Source organism: Sutcliffiella horikoshii (assembly GCF_019931755.1).
Lineage (GTDB): Bacteria > Bacillota > Bacilli > Bacillales > Bacillaceae_I > Sutcliffiella_A > Sutcliffiella_A horikoshii_E.
Map to the genome: position 1 here is coordinate 153,935 of NZ_CP082918.1, position 15,718 is coordinate 169,652.

The window sequence follows — 15,718 nt, forward strand, 5'->3', positions numbered from 1 at the left end:
TTCCGGGGTTTCGACGTTTTGAAGGAGGGTTATGAATGTTAGAAATCGAAAAACCAAAAATCGAAACGGTTGAAATCAGCGATGACGCCAACTATGGTAAATTCGTCGTCGAGCCACTTGAGCGTGGATATGGAACAACTTTGGGTAACTCCTTACGTCGTATTCTTTTATCCTCACTTCCTGGTGCCGCTGTAACATCTATCCAAATAGATGGTGTACTGCATGAGTTCTCAACAATTGAAGGCGTCGTTGAAGATGTTACAACAGTTATTTTGAACGTTAAGAAGCTAGCATTAAAAATCTATTCAGATGATGAGAAGACGTTAGAGATTGATGTACAAGGTGAAGGTGCTGTAACAGCTGCTGACATTACCCATGACAGCGATGTTGAAATCCTTAACCCTGATCTTCATATCGCTACGTTGGCGAAGGACGCTCACCTGCGTATCCGTTTCACTGCTAAGCGCGGTCGTGGATATGTACCAGCGGACAAAAACAAACGTGAAGACCAACCAATCGGTGTTATTCCGATTGATTCCATTTTCACTCCAGTTTCTCGCGTTTCTTATTATGTTGAAAATACACGTGTAGGCCAAGTCTCTAACTACGACAAGCTTACATTAGATGTATGGACAGATGGTAGTAACGGTCCACAAGAAGCAGTAGCACTTGGGGCAAAGATTTTAACTGAACACTTAAATATATTTGTAGGTCTGACAGATGAAGCGCAAAACGCTGAAATCATGGTAGAAAAAGAAGAAGATCAGAAAGAAAAAGTTCTTGAGATGACTATCGAAGAATTAGATCTATCTGTTCGTTCTTACAACTGCCTGAAGCGTGCTGGCATCAACACTGTTCAGGAACTTGCAAATAAGACAGAAGAAGATATGATGAAAGTTCGTAACTTAGGCCGTAAATCTTTAGAAGAAGTCAAGCACAAATTAGAAGAGCTTGGACTTGGCCTGCGTAAAGATGACTAGTTTTTAATTGGAAAACTAGGCATCTTTATGTGTTTGAACGTTTCATGACTTTCTACAGAAGGAGGGAACATCAACATGGGATACAGAAAATTAGGTCGTACTAGCGCACAGCGTAAAGCAATGTTACGTGACTTGACTACTGACTTGATCATCAGTGAGCGCATTGAAACTACAGAAGCACGTGCGAAAGAATTACGTTCTTTAGTAGAAAAAATGATTACTCTTGGTAAGCGTGGTGACTTACACGCTCGTCGTCAAGCAGCTTCTTACGTTCGTCATGAAGTAGCGAATGCAGAAACTGGTCAAGACGCAGTTCAAAAGTTATTCGCTGACATCGCTCCACGTTATGAAGAGCGTCAAGGTGGATACACTCGTATCATGAAACTTGGACCTCGTCGTGGAGACGGAGCTCCAATGGTTATCATTGAACTTGTATAATATATATATTAGATGATAGTGGGTTAAAGAGGAGGAAACGAATCTTTTAACTTACTATAGTCAGTCATAAATAAGGGCGGACAGTTGTAATGACTGATCTAAGCCCTTTATTTTTTTGTCCTTTTATTATTACACCGCTGGTGATTTCCGCAAAAGGCTTCGCTTTCCGCGGGGCGACCTTGAGCCTCCTCGGGCTGCGCCCTGCGGGGTCTCAACATTGTCGCTACTCCCCTGCAGGAGTCTACGCCTTTTGCACCAATCACCAGCTACAGATTTCATTGAATATAGGTTTAGAGATTCCTAAGAATGGGAGTTTATTGCATCAACTGTCTATGTATTAAAACCAGTAACCCCCTGTTGCTTGAAGTGCAAGGTGTGAGACTCCTGCGGGGGATAACGGTTGGTTGAGACCCCGCAACGAAGTGAGGAGGCTCAAGCATCGTCCCGCGGAAAGCGAACACCTGGAACGCAAAGCAACAAGGGCGGTTAACCAAACCATTGCTTTTGTACTGTAGAAGCAGGGACTGTACTTATTTTCTTTTTTTGAAGGTTAAGTCTATAGTAGAGAGAGTTAGTTAAGCGGAGAAGAGAGGAGTTGTGTTTTCGATGGCCATCTTAGAAGTGAAGGACTTGTCCTTCCGCTACGCAAACCAAGAAGAAGATACGTTAAAGAATATTAGTCTAAAAGTGGAACAAGGAGAATGGACAGCGATTGTTGGCCATAACGGCTCCGGCAAGTCCACATTGGCTAGAATCTTGAACGGCTTGCAGCTCCCGACAGATGGATCTGTAACAGTTCAAGGAACAGAGTTAACAGAGGAGACTATATGGGATATTAGAAGGCAAGTAGGAATGGTCTTTCAAAACCCTGATAATCAATTTGTAGGTTCGACGGTAGAGGACGATGTTGCGTTTGGTTTAGAAAATATTGGCGTCCCCCGTGAAGAGATGATATCCCGCGTGGCAGAGGGGATTGAAAAAGTTGGGATGGAATCTTTTTTAACCCAAGAGCCACATCAGCTTTCTGGAGGCCAGAAACAGCGTGTGGCCATTGCTGGCTTAATTGCGCTTCGACCATCCATCATCATCTTGGATGAAGCTACAAGTATGCTCGATCCTATTGGACGGAAGGAAGTAATTGACACCATAGAAGAGCTTAGACAACAGGTGGGAGTAACGGTAATATCCATTACGCATGACCTGGAAGAGGCAGCGAGAGCAGATCGGATTATTGTGTTGAACGGCGGAAAAGTATATGGCGAAGGAACCCCTGAGGAAGTTTTCCGAATGGGAGATAAGCTTGTGGAGATAGGTCTTGATTTGCCTTTTCCTATCATCTTGGCGAATAAACTGCAACAGTTGGGTGTGGAGTTTGAGGCAGATCCGACCAATAGGGAAAGGCTGATGGAAGAGTTATGCAAATTACAATCAAAGATTTAGAGCATCGCTATCAGCTGAATACTCCTTTTGAAAGGGTTGCCCTTTTTGATGTGGACATGATGATTCCTGAGAACTCCTACACCGCCATTATCGGTCATACAGGATCCGGCAAGTCTACATTGCTGCAACATCTTAATGGACTGTTACGACCTACAAACGGCACCATTCAAGTTGGAGATATCACTTTGCATGCTAATAAGAAGGAAAAGAACATCAAGGCCCTTCGCAAAAAAGTAGGGATTGTCTTTCAATTTCCTGAGCATCAGTTGTTTGACGAAACCGTGGAGAAGGATGTTTGTTTTGGACCGCTTAATTTCGGTGTTCCGGAAGAGGAAGCAAAAAGGCGGGCAAGAGAGGCACTTAAGCTTGTTGGTCTGCCTGATAGATATCTGGAGTCTTCCCCGTTTGATTTAAGTGGGGGCCAGATGCGCCGGGTGGCGATAGCTGGGGTGCTTGCGATGCAGCCGGAGGTCCTTGTATTGGACGAACCGACAGCAGGGCTAGATCCACGAGGTCGTAAAGAAATCATGGATCTCTTTTATAAACTGCATAAAGAGCAGAACCTTACCACCATCCTAGTCACCCACAGTATGGAGGATGCGGCGAAGTATGCGGATTCCATTATGGTAATGAACAAAGGGACAGTTGGGTTAAAAGGGACACCTAGAGAAATTTTCAGCCAGGCAGAGGAAATTAAGAAGCTTGGATTGGACGTTCCGGAGACGGTTCTGTTTATGAAAGAGCTGGGGGCCCGATTGGATTTAGAGTTCAATGAAGTGTGTCTGACTGTTGAAGAAGTGGCAGAAGCGATTGCCTCCCGCTTGAAAAGGGGCGGTGAGGGATGATGAATAATTTAATAATCGGTCGGTATGTGCCGGGAACCTCTCTTATTCACCGGATGGACCCGAGGGCAAAACTGCTGCTTGTATTTATTTTCGTCCTGGTTGTGTTTCTTGCCAATAATATTTGGGGATACGCGATGCTTGGTGCCTTTACGTTGACGGTCGTGTTGCTTACCAGAATTCCGGTACCCTTTATATTAAAAGGGCTCAAACCGATTATCTGGATCATTATTTTTACCATGCTTTTTCATGTTTTTTTGACGAAAGAAGGAACGCTGCTTTTTGAAGTAGGCTTTATTCAGGTGTACGAAGAAGGCATCATACAAGCTATTTTTATATCCTTACGCTTTTTATTCTTGATCACGATTACCACCATCCTTACCTTGACCACTACACCAATTGAGGTGACAGATGGGATGGAGACGTTATTTGGTCCGTTTAAAAAGGTCGGCGTTCCTGTCCACGAACTTGCGCTAATGATGTCAATTTCCTTGCGATTCATCCCGACATTGATGCAGGAAACAGACAAGATTATGAAGGCGCAGAGTGCACGGGGAGCAGACTTTACTGTAGGGCCTCTGAAGGAGCGTGTAAAGGCTTTGATCCCTTTGCTTGTCCCATTGTTTATCAGTGCGTTTAAACGCGCAGAGGAGCTTGCTACGGCGATGGAGGCACGAGGGTATAAAGGCGGCGAAGGGAGAACGAAATTTCGTCTGCTAGAATGGCAGTTGAAAGATACCTTATTGATGGTGACCCTGGCTGTCCTTACGTTTATCTTAGTTCTTATCCGAACATAATGGAGTTAGATATGATGAATAGATTAAAATGTATCCTAACCTATGACGGCGCCCAGTTTGAAGGCTATCAGATTCAGAAGGAGAAGCGTACGGTACAACTGGAGGTCCAGAAGGCCTTGTCCCGAATTCATAAGGGGACGGAGATAAAGGTTTCTGCTTCTGGCCGCACGGATGCAGGTGTTCATGCCGTTGGTCAAGTACTACACTTTGATTCTCCTTTAACTATTCCTGATGCTGCCTGGCAGAAGGCGCTGAATGCCCATTTGCCCAAAGATATTTGGGTGAAGAGGGTGGAGTCTGTCTCAGGGGACTTCCATGCTCGTTTTGATGTGGTGAAAAAGGAATACCGTTACAAGGTGAGCCTGGCAAAGGACTTTAATGTATTTGATCGGGATCAGGTGTTTCACTACCCTTACCCGCTGGATTTAGAAGCTGTTAAGGAGGCGTGTGGGCATTTTATTGGCGAACACGACTTCACGAGTTTCTGTTCTGCAAAAACAGAAGTGGAGGACAAGGTGAGGACCATCTACTCACTTGATGTGGAGTTGCAAGGCGAGGACCTTGAGTTCCGTATTGTCGGCAACGGCTTTTTATACAATATGGTCCGTATCATTGTTGGTACTTTACTAGAAATTGGACAGGGTAAAAAATTACCAAGAGATATTTTTTCGATCTTGGGAGCAAGAGATCGGGGGGCGGCAGGAAAAACGGCACCAGCACACGGTTTATACTTATGGAACGTGGTTTATGATGACAACTAATCCTGGTGTAACATCTTCTTGACAATCTCGCAAAAAAGAGATAAGATATCACATGGTATGTATTTTAACCCCACGATCAAGCCCCGGAAGAGTTTCATCGTGATGAATAAAATATATTAAGAAATGAAAAATAAAAGCTTTATTTTTTTTAGGAGGGAAATTTAATGCGTACAACGTTTATGGCGAAAGCTAGCGAAATTAATCGTAAATGGTACGTGGTTGACGCTGAAGGTCAAACTTTAGGTCGTCTTGCAAGTGAAGTTGCATCCATTTTACGTGGTAAACATAAACCAACTTTTACTCCAAACGTAGACACTGGAGATCATGTTATCATTATCAATGCAGAAAAAATCCACTTAACAGGTAACAAGTTGAACGGTAAGATCTACTACCGTCACACAATGCACCCAGGTGGACTTAAACAAAGAACGGCTTTGGAAATGCGTACTAACTATCCTACAAAGATGTTAGAACTAGCAATCAAAGGCATGCTTCCAAAAGGAAGTCTTGGCCGTCAGCAAGCTAAAAAATTGAATGTGTATGCTGGAAGCGAGCATCCACACCAAGCACAACAACCTGAAGTTTACGAACTTCGCGGTTAATTAATAAGGAGGGTATAACTTTGGCACAAGTACAATACTACGGCACAGGTCGTCGTAAAAGCTCCGTTGCACGTGTACGTCTAGTTCCTGGTAACGGACAAATCGTGATCAACGATCGTGATATCGAAAACTACATCCCATTCGAAGCTCTACGTAACGTTGTTAAACAACCATTGGCAGTTACTGAAACAGAAGGTAACTACGATGTATTAGTAAACGTTGACGGTGGAGGATACACTGGTCAAGCTGGTGCGATCCGTCACGGAATCGCTCGTGCATTATTGCAAGCTGATCCTGAGTTCCGTGCTACTTTAAAGCGTGCAGGGTTCCTAACTCGTGACGCGCGTATGAAAGAGCGTAAAAAATACGGACTTAAGGGCGCTCGTCGTGCACCTCAGTTCTCAAAACGTTAATCTTCGGATTCCAATATGGAAAACCCCCGACCCTTTGTGGTTGGGGGTTTTTTGGTGTTTTGGCGGAGTGTGTGTGGGTTGAATTTTATGCAAGAGAGGTCCTCATACGAGTGATGAAGACGTGAGTGGGTTGAATTTTGTGCAAGAGAGGTCCTCATGAGGCCGATGAAGACGTGTCTGGGTTAAATTTTGTGCAAGAGAGGTCTTCATGCGGCCGATGAAGACGTGTCTAAGGTATTTTCCGTGCAAGAGAGGTCTTTATAATTCTCGTGCGCGGTGGATAAATTGTCCGAGAGGTTTATAGAGCGGGAATTCCATGCTGAAGCGGTCTGGGAAACTAAGCCTCACCAGAACCTTAGAGCCCCTCCATTCTACCTAAGCAGTATTTCACACGCACTCCTGGAAATTAAGTAAAAATTAGGTAATTACAACCAAATACGACTGTTCTATATAGTGAATAAAATAGGCACTATGCAACTTAACAAATTTTAGAACTTGCTATATCATTAGTTCTTAATAAAGAAAAAAAGGAGGTAACTTGTCATAAGAAATAAGTTAACGGTTCCAATTCTGATTCTGACCTGTTTTTTCTTCGCAGGCACTCACGTACAAGCAACTAGCTGGACTAACCTCAAAGACTGGATGGCAGATAATCTTAATGGGTATCTACATCATGAAAACTCCAACAACACCTTTTCAGAACAACTCCAAGAAATAGACAACTCCCAATACTCCTTAGAAATAGAAGAGTTCTTCAAGTCCACCACCACCTCAACAAAGAGCAAAATTAAAAACCACCAAGCAGATTACATACAACAGCTCACACAAGCGCAATCACAATTAAAACAGAATACACTGGATAGTTATTACGATGAACGCCAATCGAAGCTGGACGAAGAATTGACCCAGGAACTTGAGCAATATCTCGCAGAATTATTGGATGAAACTAATAAACCTTAAGAGGAGAGATATAGGATGACTTGGAAAAAGAAATTAGTAGCAGGTACAGTAGCGGTAGGTTTAGTGTCTGGTGTTGGTATGACGTTTGCAAGTGCAAGTGAAGGATCGCCTTTGAGACAGTGGTACGACGGATTATTTGGCAATACACAACAGTCTGTTTTGGCAGATAACGAAGCGGCGGCAAGTGAGGCATTTGCAAACTGGGCAGCAACTACCGAACAGCTTAAAGTTGGTGCAGGCATGCAAATCAATGAAAAAATGGAAGCAGAACTTACAAGGGCAGGCACGGAAATTTTGAGTGCAAAGGATGAGCATATATCTTCACTGGACGAAGAGAAAGCGGCATTGCTTGCAAACATGAACTACCAAGTGTATCAAAACATTTTCTTAGAAGGATTCATGGCAATCCAAAACCAAGGAAATGCAGCGATGGGTACGGTCGAGGAAAGCTTCCGGGATTACACCAGTGAAACAGGACAAGCTGCTGTAAATGAAATGACGCAAGAGTTGACCTTTGCAAAAGATTCCGCGGTTACTGAATTGGAAGAGGCGATTGCACAAGCCAAAGCGGAACTGTCCGCACAGCTTGCGATGGAAGAGCAGGTAAGCAGACATAATCTGGAGCGACAGATCACATACAAGTTGAGCGACTTGCGCGATGCATTGACATCTATCATCAATGAACTGGTGAGTGAACAGCAGAGTATCATCACAGCGAAGGCTTTGGAACTGGAAGAAGAGGCCAAAGCAAGTCTTGATGAAGTAATGGAAAGCATTAATGACTGACAAGCGACAGCAAAGACTGTTCATTGTGGTGATGATGGTCTTGGCACTTCTTTTTACAGCAGAATGGAAAACGGCATATGCCAGCTCCAATATAAAATCTTTGCTCACAAGTTGGTTTGAAGGGAAGCAACAGGAATCCATTCAATCTTTGGAAAATGAAATTATGTCAGAAAAAGAAGCCCAGATGACTATTTTAAAACAAGAAATAGCTGTTTCATTAGATCAGGTCAATAAAGAGCTTGCCAATTTTACTATTATAGAGGCGGAAAAAAGCAAGGCGGAGCTCAAAAGCTATACAGAGGAACTTATCCAATCCATCGAATTTGATGAGGAAGGTAAGCAGGAGCAGTTTATAAGTGAACTCGAGAAAATTATGGAGGAAGCGTATTTGAAAATGGAACAAGCCCGTGAAGATGCGCTTCATCCATCAGAATAGTCCATTTGCCTGTGCCAGGTTGCGCAGGCTTTTTTCAATTCCAACTTTGGAAAAACGTACTCATTCTTTGCACGCATGAAAGCCTTCGCCCATTAGGAAACTAATCGGGAAAGGGTGTGAAAGAGATGACTGTAGTAACAACCTTCAAGGAAAAGCGCAGGGAAAAGCAGATGAAATATGAGCGAAAAATGCTGCGTGAAATATCATTAGAGGTTTTACGGACAAAGGTGAAGGATTTTTTCTCGCCATACTTAAAGAACAAAAAACAGGTAACTGCCATAGAAGAGGGCTGTCTTGATGTAGCGATTGAAGCTTATCTTCTGGGTGCTTCATATAGCAAGTTTGGGTATTATGGTGAAAATGCAGAGCAGGTGAAAACGCGCTGCCATGTGGAAGAGAAGTATTTGATTGATACCTTGTATGATTATTTCTTGTACTGGGGTTCCATCGGTGACAATGATATGGTTCATGAATCGTTTTATATGACGTGTGATGCCTTTGTTGATTATTGGTGGCGCGAAGGTTTTCATAAAGGAGAAAAAAGATACCGCATGAGGTTGCACTAATTATCATAAACTTCCCCCTTGTCCCATATAGTGTAAAGAGTGGACATGCGGGAGGGGTACATATGCAGAGGTGGAAATTCTGGGCTTTTCTAACGGTAATCTTAACGGTGACCGCCGTTTTTCAATATCAATTGTTTTCAAAAGATACTTGGGAACAGTGGAGTTTGCCATTGAGCGGGAAGATTATCATCCTTGACCCTGGCCACGGTGGGCCTGATGGAGGAGCGGTCGGTGGAGATATTTTAGAAAAAGATGTGGCTCTTGAAGTGTCCCGTTATGTGAAGGATTACCTTCAGGAGCAAGGGGCATTGGTGCTGATGACGAGAGAAGAGGACGTAGACCTTGCTGATCCAGCCACAAAAGGCTATAGCCGCAGGAAAGTAGAAGATTTGCGGAAGCGTATCGAGATGATCAATGAATCGGATGGGGACCTTTTTCTCAGCATTCACCTGAACGCCATTCCGTCACCAAGATGGAGAGGGGCACAAACCTTCTACCATGGGACGAAACATAAGGAAAATGAACGCTTGGCAAAATTCATCCAAGAAGAGTTCAGGGTCAACCTTGAAAATACAGACCGTTATGCAAAATCGATGAATACGCTTTTCATCTTAAAAAACGCTGAAATACCTGGTGCTTTAGTGGAAGTTGGATTCTTGTCCAATCCTGCCGAACGGGCCTTGCTCGATACAGAAGAATATCAGAAATCCTTAGCGGCTTCCATCTATAATGGAGTGATGCGTCATTATACAAATGAAGAAGAACTTCCCGATCCCCCTCAATAACGAAAAAGGGGGATTTTTTATAGGCACATTACAGTAAAATAAAGCAGTCTATATGTTATACTGAAATTGTAAACGAATTCAATTCTGAAAATAGACTATTATCACATAAGGGTGGGGTCACATTGTTAACAGAAGCTAAAGTTGTACAGTTACTAAAAGATCTACATGATCCGTTTTTACATAGAACATTCGAAGAAACAAACGCAATTCAGGAAATCTCCCTTAAGGAAGAAAAGAGTCATGTCAGTGTGAAGGTGGCACTTGCCAAAACGGGTACAGCGGAGCAGATGCAATTGCAAAGTACCATCGTCAATCTTTTAAAAGAAGCAGGAGCGGCAACGGTAGGCCTGCGTTTCATGGAACTACCACAAGAAGTAGTTGCGCGTTTTGGCGTGGAGGCTCCTAAAGAAGAAGAGACACTTCTATCAAGCAACAAAACAACCTTCCTCGCCATTGCTTCCGGAAAAGGCGGCGTTGGAAAATCAACTGTATCTGTCAACTTGGCGGTTTCGTTAGCGCGTCTAGGGAAAAAAGTCGGCTTGATTGATGCAGACATTTACGGCTTTAGCGTGCCTGATATGATGGGCATTACGAAACGTCCGGTCGTGCGCGGCGAAAAAATCATCCCGGTGGAACGATTCGGTGTGCAAGTCATCTCCATGGGCTTTTTTGTAGAAGACAACTCGCCGGTTATTTGGAGAGGTCCAATGCTTGGCAAGATGTTGAACAGCTTCTTTAACGAAGTGGAGTGGGGAGACTTAGACTACCTACTGCTAGACTTGCCTCCTGGAACAGGGGACGTGGCGCTTGATGTGCATTCCATGCTTCCATCCTGTAAAGAATTAATCGTAACAACTCCTCATCCGACAGCAGCATTCGTTGCAGCTAGAGCGGGGGCAATGGCGATTAAAACGGACCATGAAGTAATTGGTGTCATTGAAAACATGGCCTACTTTGAAAGCAAGAAGACAGGTGAAAAAGAGTATGTATTTGGAAAAGGTGGAGGAGACAAACTTGCAGAAGAATTGCAGGCACCGCTTCTTGGACAACTTCCATTACAACAACCTGATTGGAATGACGAGGACTTTGCTCCGTCTATCTACCAAGAAGATCATGATCTTGGAAAAATATATTTAAGCATCGCATCAAAAGTGGTGGAATTAACGTAAATCAAAACAAGCAGACCCCTGTAATTTGTGGGTCTGCTTGTTTTTTTATCCGCCTTCTGAACCGCCGCCGGATTCCTGTCCACCTTCCGAGCCGCCACCTTCTCCGCCTTGCCCGCCGTCACCGCCACCTTGTCCTTCGCCGCCTTGCATTTCAGAAGCGGCTTTTAACAATAGGTCTTGTAGCTTGGCTTTAAACAACGGACTCTCAAACGTCTCGGTGATTACTTTTTGCAGGTGTTTTTTATACTCCTGCCCGCTCATGACGGTAATCATTTGTTTTTCCATTTCGGGGTCCTGCAAGATCTGAACCATCATCGCTTGATACTCAGGATCCTTCATTAAATCTTTAATAAGCTTCTCATGTTCTGTCTGCATGCTCTTTGCAAAAGTCTCCGCAAACTTCGGATCTTCAAACGCCTTTTTCCAAAATTCCGCGCCTTTTTCGCTGTCCAAGGTCTGCTCGATCGATTTTGTTACGACTTCCTGATCCAGGACAAAGTTAGCCTTCATCTTATCGTCAGCCATGATTTCTTCAATCGCTTTTTTTCCATCGTCTGTCTTTAATATATCAACAACCATTTTTTTGGTTTCGTCGTAATCCATTTGGCCGCCTTTTTCACTCTCTGCACATCCAGTAAGAAGGAGGGAAAGAAGGAGCGGCGGCAAAAGGTAGCTTTTCATCAAGAAAACTCCTTCCAACATGTATTTCATACGATTAATATGTGACAAATTTAATCAAATATACAAATTTGCAAGGTAGGGATTATGGATTTTTACTGGTTACATTGGTAAAATGGGAACTAGTGTCTTTAATCTGTGTTAAATGGAGGAAAAGAAAGTGAACAGTCGTAATTGGGTTCGATTATTTCTTTCCACGCTACTAGTCGGAGCGGTAACAACCGTTATTGTTGCGTTCATAGTCCGTTGGGATCAACATACAGCACAATTTGCAAATGGAGAATACCTTCAATTCCTATCCATCATTGCCTGGTACATAGGAGTAGGTTTGATATTCAGCATCATCAGCCAAATGGGATTCTTCGCCTACTTGACGATTCACCGATTCGGCTTGGGTATATTCAAATCTCTTTGGAGTGCCGTACAATTGGTGCTGATTGTTTTCGTTTTATTTGATCTTGTGTATTTCCGTTATATATCTTTTGCAAATGAAGGAGATTCCTTACTTCCTTATTTCGCATTTCCGATTTTTCTTTTGGTATACGGCTTGCTCGTTGCCTATGTGAAAAAGGCCCAGACCAACAAACACGCATTTATTCCTGCATTGTTCTTTATGGTGGTGGTAACAACGATCGAGTGGTTCCCGGCACTTAGGGAAAATGAACCGGGTTGGTTGTTATTCATGCTGTTCCCTTTATTAGCATGTAATTCCTATCAGCTGCTTTTGTTGCACCGGTTGAATAAAACCTCTCCAGCAAAATAAAAAACGGCGCTTCCCCGATTTGGAGAGGCGCCGTTTTTTGATAAGTTATTGTACTTCCTTACTTTTTGCTTTCGTGTTGTTGATCAGTTCGGTTACGCTGCTGATTTCATACCCTTTGTTCTTGATATATTGAATGATCTCCGGTAATGCTTCTTCCGTTTGTTTAGCAGAATCGGATGCATGAAGAAGAACGATATCCCCATTACTTAAATTTTTTGTCACGTTATCCACGATAATTTCCTTCCCAGGGTTGATCAGGTCATGAGAATCCACACTCCAATGCACGACAGTAAAACCGAGTGAATTGGCAATCTCAAGCACTCGCTTATCAAAAGCACCTTTAGGCGGGCGAAGCAAATTGACCTTCTTGACCTCCAGCTTCTCGAATACATCCAAAGCTTTTAAGATATCCCTCTTCACCTTCAAGTCTTCAAGGTCCCGGTAATTTTCATATGCATACCCCATGCTGCCGATTTCATGGCCGTCTTCCACAATTCGTTTCACGATATCTGGATGCCTTTCCGCCCATGATGCTGATAAGAAGAATGTAACCCCAGTTACATTATTTTGTTTTAGCAAATCCAAGATGGGAAGTGCTTTCTCATCCCCCCAGCTAATATCAAAGGACAAAGCAACTTCCTTGTTACTGCCTTCCCCTTTATAAATTGCCCGAGGTCCATCTTTGGTTGAAAACACCGGCTGATTTGAAAAGTTCTCTATATATAAAATCCCTGCAGTGAAGAATGCCGCCAAAATGATGATGGATAATTGCTTAAGCTTTCTTCCGTTAATAACATAGAAATTAGTCATGCTTAGCCCCCTTGTCCACAGTATCTACTCTCATAAATATTCAATAGGACAAATCTTATGCAAAAAAATTTAGGAAAATGTTTCATAAAAACCTGTTTGGTGGAAAAAATACACTATAAAGTATTTTTTAGAGGTGAAGAAATGTTAGGGATGCTGTTAAACAATAAAGAAGTGAAAGAAATGGAATACTTGTTAAAAAGAGAACTAGAAGAACTCTTACACGATTTTGATGATCATCGCATCGATAGAGTAGTAAAGCATGCCATGGAAGAACGCTATCAAATTCTCTACAAAATGTTCACCCGTATCGCTCCGCCGACAGAGTGTATGAAATATATACGATCCAAAGCCGTTTTTAGGGAAAGAGAATCCTATTAAACCCTATTCAATCAGCCGCAGAAATTGCGGCCTTTTATTTGCTCATCTATCACTTGTATATAAGAAGAAAGTACGTCAGAAAAACAAATTGAAAAAACTTTTTAAAAGTAGTTGACGGTAAAAGAAAATCCGTGGTATATTATTATTCGTCGCTGCGAGATACATAACGCTTGCAAGACGAAAAATAAAAAACATGTTGACATCAACTAAGCCAATGTGTTACATTAGTAAAGTCGCTTCTGAGCGACAAACGATTGAAATGATCTTTGAAAACTAAACAAAACAACAGCGTCATAACGTCGGTTCTACGGAACACGACAAAATGATTTTAAGTAACACAAGCTAGCAAATTTTGAGCAAAAGCTCAGACTCTTTATTGGAGAGTTTGATCCTGGCTCAGGACGAACGCTGGCGGCGTGCCTAATACATGCAAGTCGAGCGGACCTTTTAAAAGCTTGCTTTTGAAAGGTCAGCGGCGGACGGGTGAGTAACACGTGGGCAACCTGCCTGTAAGACTGGGATAACTTCGGGAAACCGGAGCTAATACCAGATAATATAAGGAACCTCCTGGTTCTTTATTGAAAGATGGTTTCGGCTATCACTTACAGATGGGCCCGCGGCGCATTAGCTAGTTGGTGAGGTAACGGCTCACCAAGGCGACGATGCGTAGCCGACCTGAGAGGGTGATCGGCCACACTGGGACTGAGACACGGCCCAGACTCCTACGGGAGGCAGCAGTAGGGAATCTTCCACAATGGACGAAAGTCTGATGGAGCAACGCCGCGTGAGCGATGAAGGCCTTCGGGTCGTAAAGCTCTGTTGTTAGGGAAGAACAAGTGAGAGAGTAACTGCTCGCACCTTGACGGTACCTAACCAGAAAGCCACGGCTAACTACGTGCCAGCAGCCGCGGTAATACGTAGGTGGCAAGCGTTGTCCGGAATTATTGGGCGTAAAGCGCGCGCAGGTGGTTCTTTAAGTCTGATGTGAAAGCCCACGGCTCAACCGTGGAGGGTCATTGGAAACTGGGGAACTTGAGTGCAGAAGAGGAAAGTGGAATTCCAAGTGTAGCGGTGAAATGCGTAGAGATTTGGAGGAACACCAGTGGCGAAGGCGACTTTCTGGTCTGTAACTGACACTGAGGCGCGAAAGCGTGGGGAGCAAACAGGATTAGATACCCTGGTAGTCCACGCCGTAAACGATGAGTGCTAAGTGTTAGAGGGTTTCCGCCCTTTAGTGCTGCAGCTAACGCATTAAGCACTCCGCCTGGGGAGTACGGTCGCAAGACTGAAACTCAAAGGAATTGACGGGGGCCCGCACAAGCGGTGGAGCATGTGGTTTAATTCGAAGCAACGCGAAGAACCTTACCAGGTCTTGACATCCTCTGACACTCCTAGAGATAGGACGTTCCCCTTCGGGGGACAGAGTGACAGGTGGTGCATGGTTGTCGTCAGCTCGTGTCGTGAGATGTTGGGTTAAGTCCCGCAACGAGCGCAACCCTTGATCTTAGTTGCCAGCATTCAGTTGGGCACTCTAAGGTGACTGCCGGTGACAAACCGGAGGAAGGTGGGGATGACGTCAAATCATCATGCCCCTTATGACCTGGGCTACACACGTGCTACAATGGACGGTACAAAGGGCAGCAAAACCGTGAGGTCGAGCCAATCCCATAAAACCGTTCTCAGTTCGGATTGCAGGCTGCAACTCGCCTGCATGAAGCCGGAATCGCTAGTAATCGCGGATCAGCATGCCGCGGTGAATACGTTCCCGGGCCTTGTACACACCGCCCGTCACACCACGAGAGTTTGTAACACCCGAAGTCGGTGGGGTAACCTTTTGGAGCCAGCCGCCTAAGGTGGGACAGATGATTGGGGTGAAGTCGTAACAAGGTAGCCGTATCGGAAGGTGCGGCTGGATCACCTCCTTTCTAAGGAATGTACGCTTGTTGTTTTGTTTAGTTTTGAGAGAGCATTCTCTCAATAATGACAGTTCTTATGAATTGTCGCAGATAAATCATTCGATTTATCCCTGTTGTTCCTTGAAAACTAGATAATGTAACTAATATCAAGATATTCACAAAATATCGTTCATCTTAGTAATTTTCTTTATAGATATC

Annotated in this window: 18 protein-coding genes and 1 rRNA gene; 17 read left to right on the forward strand and 2 right to left on the reverse strand. The window is 43.8% G+C overall.

The window, feature by feature from the left end; genetic code table 11:
• The first annotated feature begins 35 nt into the window (after positions 1–35).
• From K7887_RS00855 to K7887_RS00920, 14 genes are all read left to right on the forward strand, one after another.
• Complete coding sequence (locus tag K7887_RS00855; RefSeq protein ID WP_223491781.1) at positions 36–980, forward strand: DNA-directed RNA polymerase subunit alpha; 945 nt, start codon at positions 36–38, stop codon at positions 978–980.
• Between the two features lie 75 nt (positions 981–1,055).
• Positions 1,056–1,418 carry a 50S ribosomal protein L17 gene (gene rplQ, locus K7887_RS00860; RefSeq protein WP_010191541.1) on the forward strand — a complete coding sequence of 121 codons (363 nt, stop codon included), beginning with the start codon at positions 1,056–1,058 and terminating at the stop codon, positions 1,416–1,418.
• A gap of 606 nt (positions 1,419–2,024) precedes the next feature.
• The gene (locus K7887_RS00865) at positions 2,025–2,858 is read left to right on the forward strand and encodes an energy-coupling factor ABC transporter ATP-binding protein (RefSeq protein ID WP_223491782.1); all 834 of its coding nucleotides are present in this window, start codon (positions 2,025–2,027) and stop codon (positions 2,856–2,858) included.
• On the forward strand, positions 2,834–3,703 hold the full coding sequence (locus K7887_RS00870; protein WP_223491783.1) for an energy-coupling factor ABC transporter ATP-binding protein: 870 nt from the start codon (positions 2,834–2,836) through the stop codon (positions 3,701–3,703). The genes K7887_RS00865 and K7887_RS00870 overlap by 25 nt, the downstream gene beginning before the upstream one ends.
• Positions 3,700–4,497: an energy-coupling factor transporter transmembrane component T family protein gene (locus K7887_RS00875; RefSeq protein WP_223491784.1), complete on the forward strand. Its 798-nt coding sequence runs from the start codon at positions 3,700–3,702 to the stop codon at positions 4,495–4,497. Before K7887_RS00870 ends, K7887_RS00875 begins: the two co-directional genes overlap by 4 nt.
• A gap of 11 nt (positions 4,498–4,508) precedes the next feature.
• Positions 4,509–5,258 carry a tRNA pseudouridine(38-40) synthase TruA gene (gene truA / locus K7887_RS00880; RefSeq protein WP_317849230.1) on the forward strand — a complete coding sequence of 250 codons (750 nt, stop codon included), beginning with the start codon at positions 4,509–4,511 and terminating at the stop codon, positions 5,256–5,258.
• Positions 5,259–5,422: 164 nt separating this feature from the next.
• On the forward strand, positions 5,423–5,860 hold the full coding sequence (gene rplM, locus K7887_RS00885) for a 50S ribosomal protein L13 (protein ID WP_010191550.1): 438 nt from the start codon (positions 5,423–5,425) through the stop codon (positions 5,858–5,860).
• A gap of 20 nt (positions 5,861–5,880) precedes the next feature.
• Positions 5,881–6,273, forward strand: a complete 393-nt coding sequence (gene rpsI / locus K7887_RS00890; protein ID WP_010191551.1) for a 30S ribosomal protein S9 — start codon at positions 5,881–5,883, stop codon at positions 6,271–6,273.
• 642 nt (positions 6,274–6,915) lie between these two features.
• Entirely contained in the window at positions 6,916–7,233 is a 318-nt protein-coding gene (locus K7887_RS00895) for a hypothetical protein (RefSeq protein WP_223491785.1), read from the forward strand.
• A 15-nt stretch (positions 7,234–7,248) separates the two neighbouring features.
• Positions 7,249–8,019 carry a hypothetical protein gene (locus K7887_RS00900; RefSeq protein ID WP_223491786.1) on the forward strand — a complete coding sequence of 257 codons (771 nt, stop codon included), beginning with the start codon at positions 7,249–7,251 and terminating at the stop codon, positions 8,017–8,019.
• The gene (locus K7887_RS00905) at positions 8,012–8,455 is read left to right on the forward strand and encodes a hypothetical protein (protein WP_223491787.1); all 444 of its coding nucleotides are present in this window, start codon (positions 8,012–8,014) and stop codon (positions 8,453–8,455) included. The genes K7887_RS00900 and K7887_RS00905 overlap by 8 nt, the downstream gene beginning before the upstream one ends.
• Positions 8,456–8,580: 125 nt before the next feature.
• Entirely contained in the window at positions 8,581–9,021 is a 441-nt protein-coding gene (locus K7887_RS00910) for a YbaK family protein (RefSeq protein ID WP_010191559.1), read from the forward strand.
• A gap of 62 nt (positions 9,022–9,083) precedes the next feature.
• Positions 9,084–9,806 (forward strand): N-acetylmuramoyl-L-alanine amidase CwlD, encoded by a 723-nt coding sequence (gene cwlD, locus K7887_RS00915; protein ID WP_223491788.1) that lies wholly within the window; start codon positions 9,084–9,086, stop codon positions 9,804–9,806.
• A gap of 122 nt (positions 9,807–9,928) precedes the next feature.
• Positions 9,929–10,975: an Mrp/NBP35 family ATP-binding protein gene (locus K7887_RS00920; protein ID WP_223491789.1), complete on the forward strand. Its 1,047-nt coding sequence runs from the start codon at positions 9,929–9,931 to the stop codon at positions 10,973–10,975.
• A gap of 45 nt (positions 10,976–11,020) precedes the next feature.
• Here the strand turns inward: K7887_RS00920 and gerD are convergent, their stop codons facing one another.
• A complete protein-coding gene (gene gerD, locus K7887_RS00925) occupies positions 11,021–11,656 on the reverse strand; it encodes a spore germination lipoprotein GerD (RefSeq protein ID WP_223491790.1) in 636 nt (211 codons plus the stop codon).
• 157 nt (positions 11,657–11,813) lie between these two features.
• Between gerD and K7887_RS00930 the strand changes: the two genes are divergently transcribed.
• Positions 11,814–12,416: a KinB-signaling pathway activation protein gene (locus K7887_RS00930; RefSeq protein WP_223491791.1), complete on the forward strand. Its 603-nt coding sequence runs from the start codon at positions 11,814–11,816 to the stop codon at positions 12,414–12,416.
• 45 nt (positions 12,417–12,461) lie between these two features.
• On the opposite strand, the gene pdaB is transcribed toward K7887_RS00930, so the two are convergent.
• A complete protein-coding gene (gene pdaB / locus K7887_RS00935; RefSeq protein WP_223491792.1) occupies positions 12,462–13,226 on the reverse strand; it encodes a polysaccharide deacetylase family sporulation protein PdaB in 765 nt (254 codons plus the stop codon).
• A 141-nt stretch (positions 13,227–13,367) separates the two neighbouring features.
• On the opposite strand from pdaB, the gene K7887_RS00940 reads away from it, so the two are divergent.
• Both K7887_RS00940 and K7887_RS00945 read left to right on the forward strand, forming a co-directional pair.
• Complete coding sequence (locus tag K7887_RS00940; protein ID WP_148990121.1) at positions 13,368–13,604, forward strand: hypothetical protein; 237 nt, start codon at positions 13,368–13,370, stop codon at positions 13,602–13,604.
• A 373-nt stretch (positions 13,605–13,977) separates the two neighbouring features.
• Positions 13,978–15,529 (forward strand): 16S ribosomal RNA (locus tag K7887_RS00945).
• The last annotated feature ends 189 nt before the right edge of the window (positions 15,530–15,718 follow it).

Coding starts and splice junctions, on each gene's coding strand:
- K7887_RS00855 (WP_223491781.1), top strand. CDS start 36: ATGTTAGAAATCGAAAAACCAAAAATCGAAACGGTTGAAATCAGCGAT.
- K7887_RS00905 (WP_223491787.1), top strand. CDS start 8,012: ATGACTGACAAGCGACAGCAAAGACTGTTCATTGTGGTGATGATGGTC.
- rplM (WP_010191550.1), top strand. CDS start 5,423: ATGCGTACAACGTTTATGGCGAAAGCTAGCGAAATTAATCGTAAATGG.
- K7887_RS00910 (WP_010191559.1), top strand. CDS start 8,581: ATGACTGTAGTAACAACCTTCAAGGAAAAGCGCAGGGAAAAGCAGATG.
- K7887_RS00865 (WP_223491782.1), top strand. CDS start 2,025: ATGGCCATCTTAGAAGTGAAGGACTTGTCCTTCCGCTACGCAAACCAA.
- K7887_RS00870 (WP_223491783.1), top strand. CDS start 2,834: ATGCAAATTACAATCAAAGATTTAGAGCATCGCTATCAGCTGAATACT.
- K7887_RS00895 (WP_223491785.1), top strand. CDS start 6,916: ATGGCAGATAATCTTAATGGGTATCTACATCATGAAAACTCCAACAAC.
- K7887_RS00940 (WP_148990121.1), top strand. CDS start 13,368: ATGTTAGGGATGCTGTTAAACAATAAAGAAGTGAAAGAAATGGAATAC.
- gerD (WP_223491790.1), bottom strand. CDS start 11,656: ATGAAAAGCTACCTTTTGCCGCCGCTCCTTCTTTCCCTCCTTCTTACT.
- cwlD (WP_223491788.1), top strand. CDS start 9,084: ATGCAGAGGTGGAAATTCTGGGCTTTTCTAACGGTAATCTTAACGGTG.
- K7887_RS00875 (WP_223491784.1), top strand. CDS start 3,700: ATGATGAATAATTTAATAATCGGTCGGTATGTGCCGGGAACCTCTCTT.
- pdaB (WP_223491792.1), bottom strand. CDS start 13,226: ATGACTAATTTCTATGTTATTAACGGAAGAAAGCTTAAGCAATTATCC.
- truA (WP_317849230.1), top strand. CDS start 4,509: ATGATGAATAGATTAAAATGTATCCTAACCTATGACGGCGCCCAGTTT.
- K7887_RS00900 (WP_223491786.1), top strand. CDS start 7,249: ATGACTTGGAAAAAGAAATTAGTAGCAGGTACAGTAGCGGTAGGTTTA.
- rplQ (WP_010191541.1), top strand. CDS start 1,056: ATGGGATACAGAAAATTAGGTCGTACTAGCGCACAGCGTAAAGCAATG.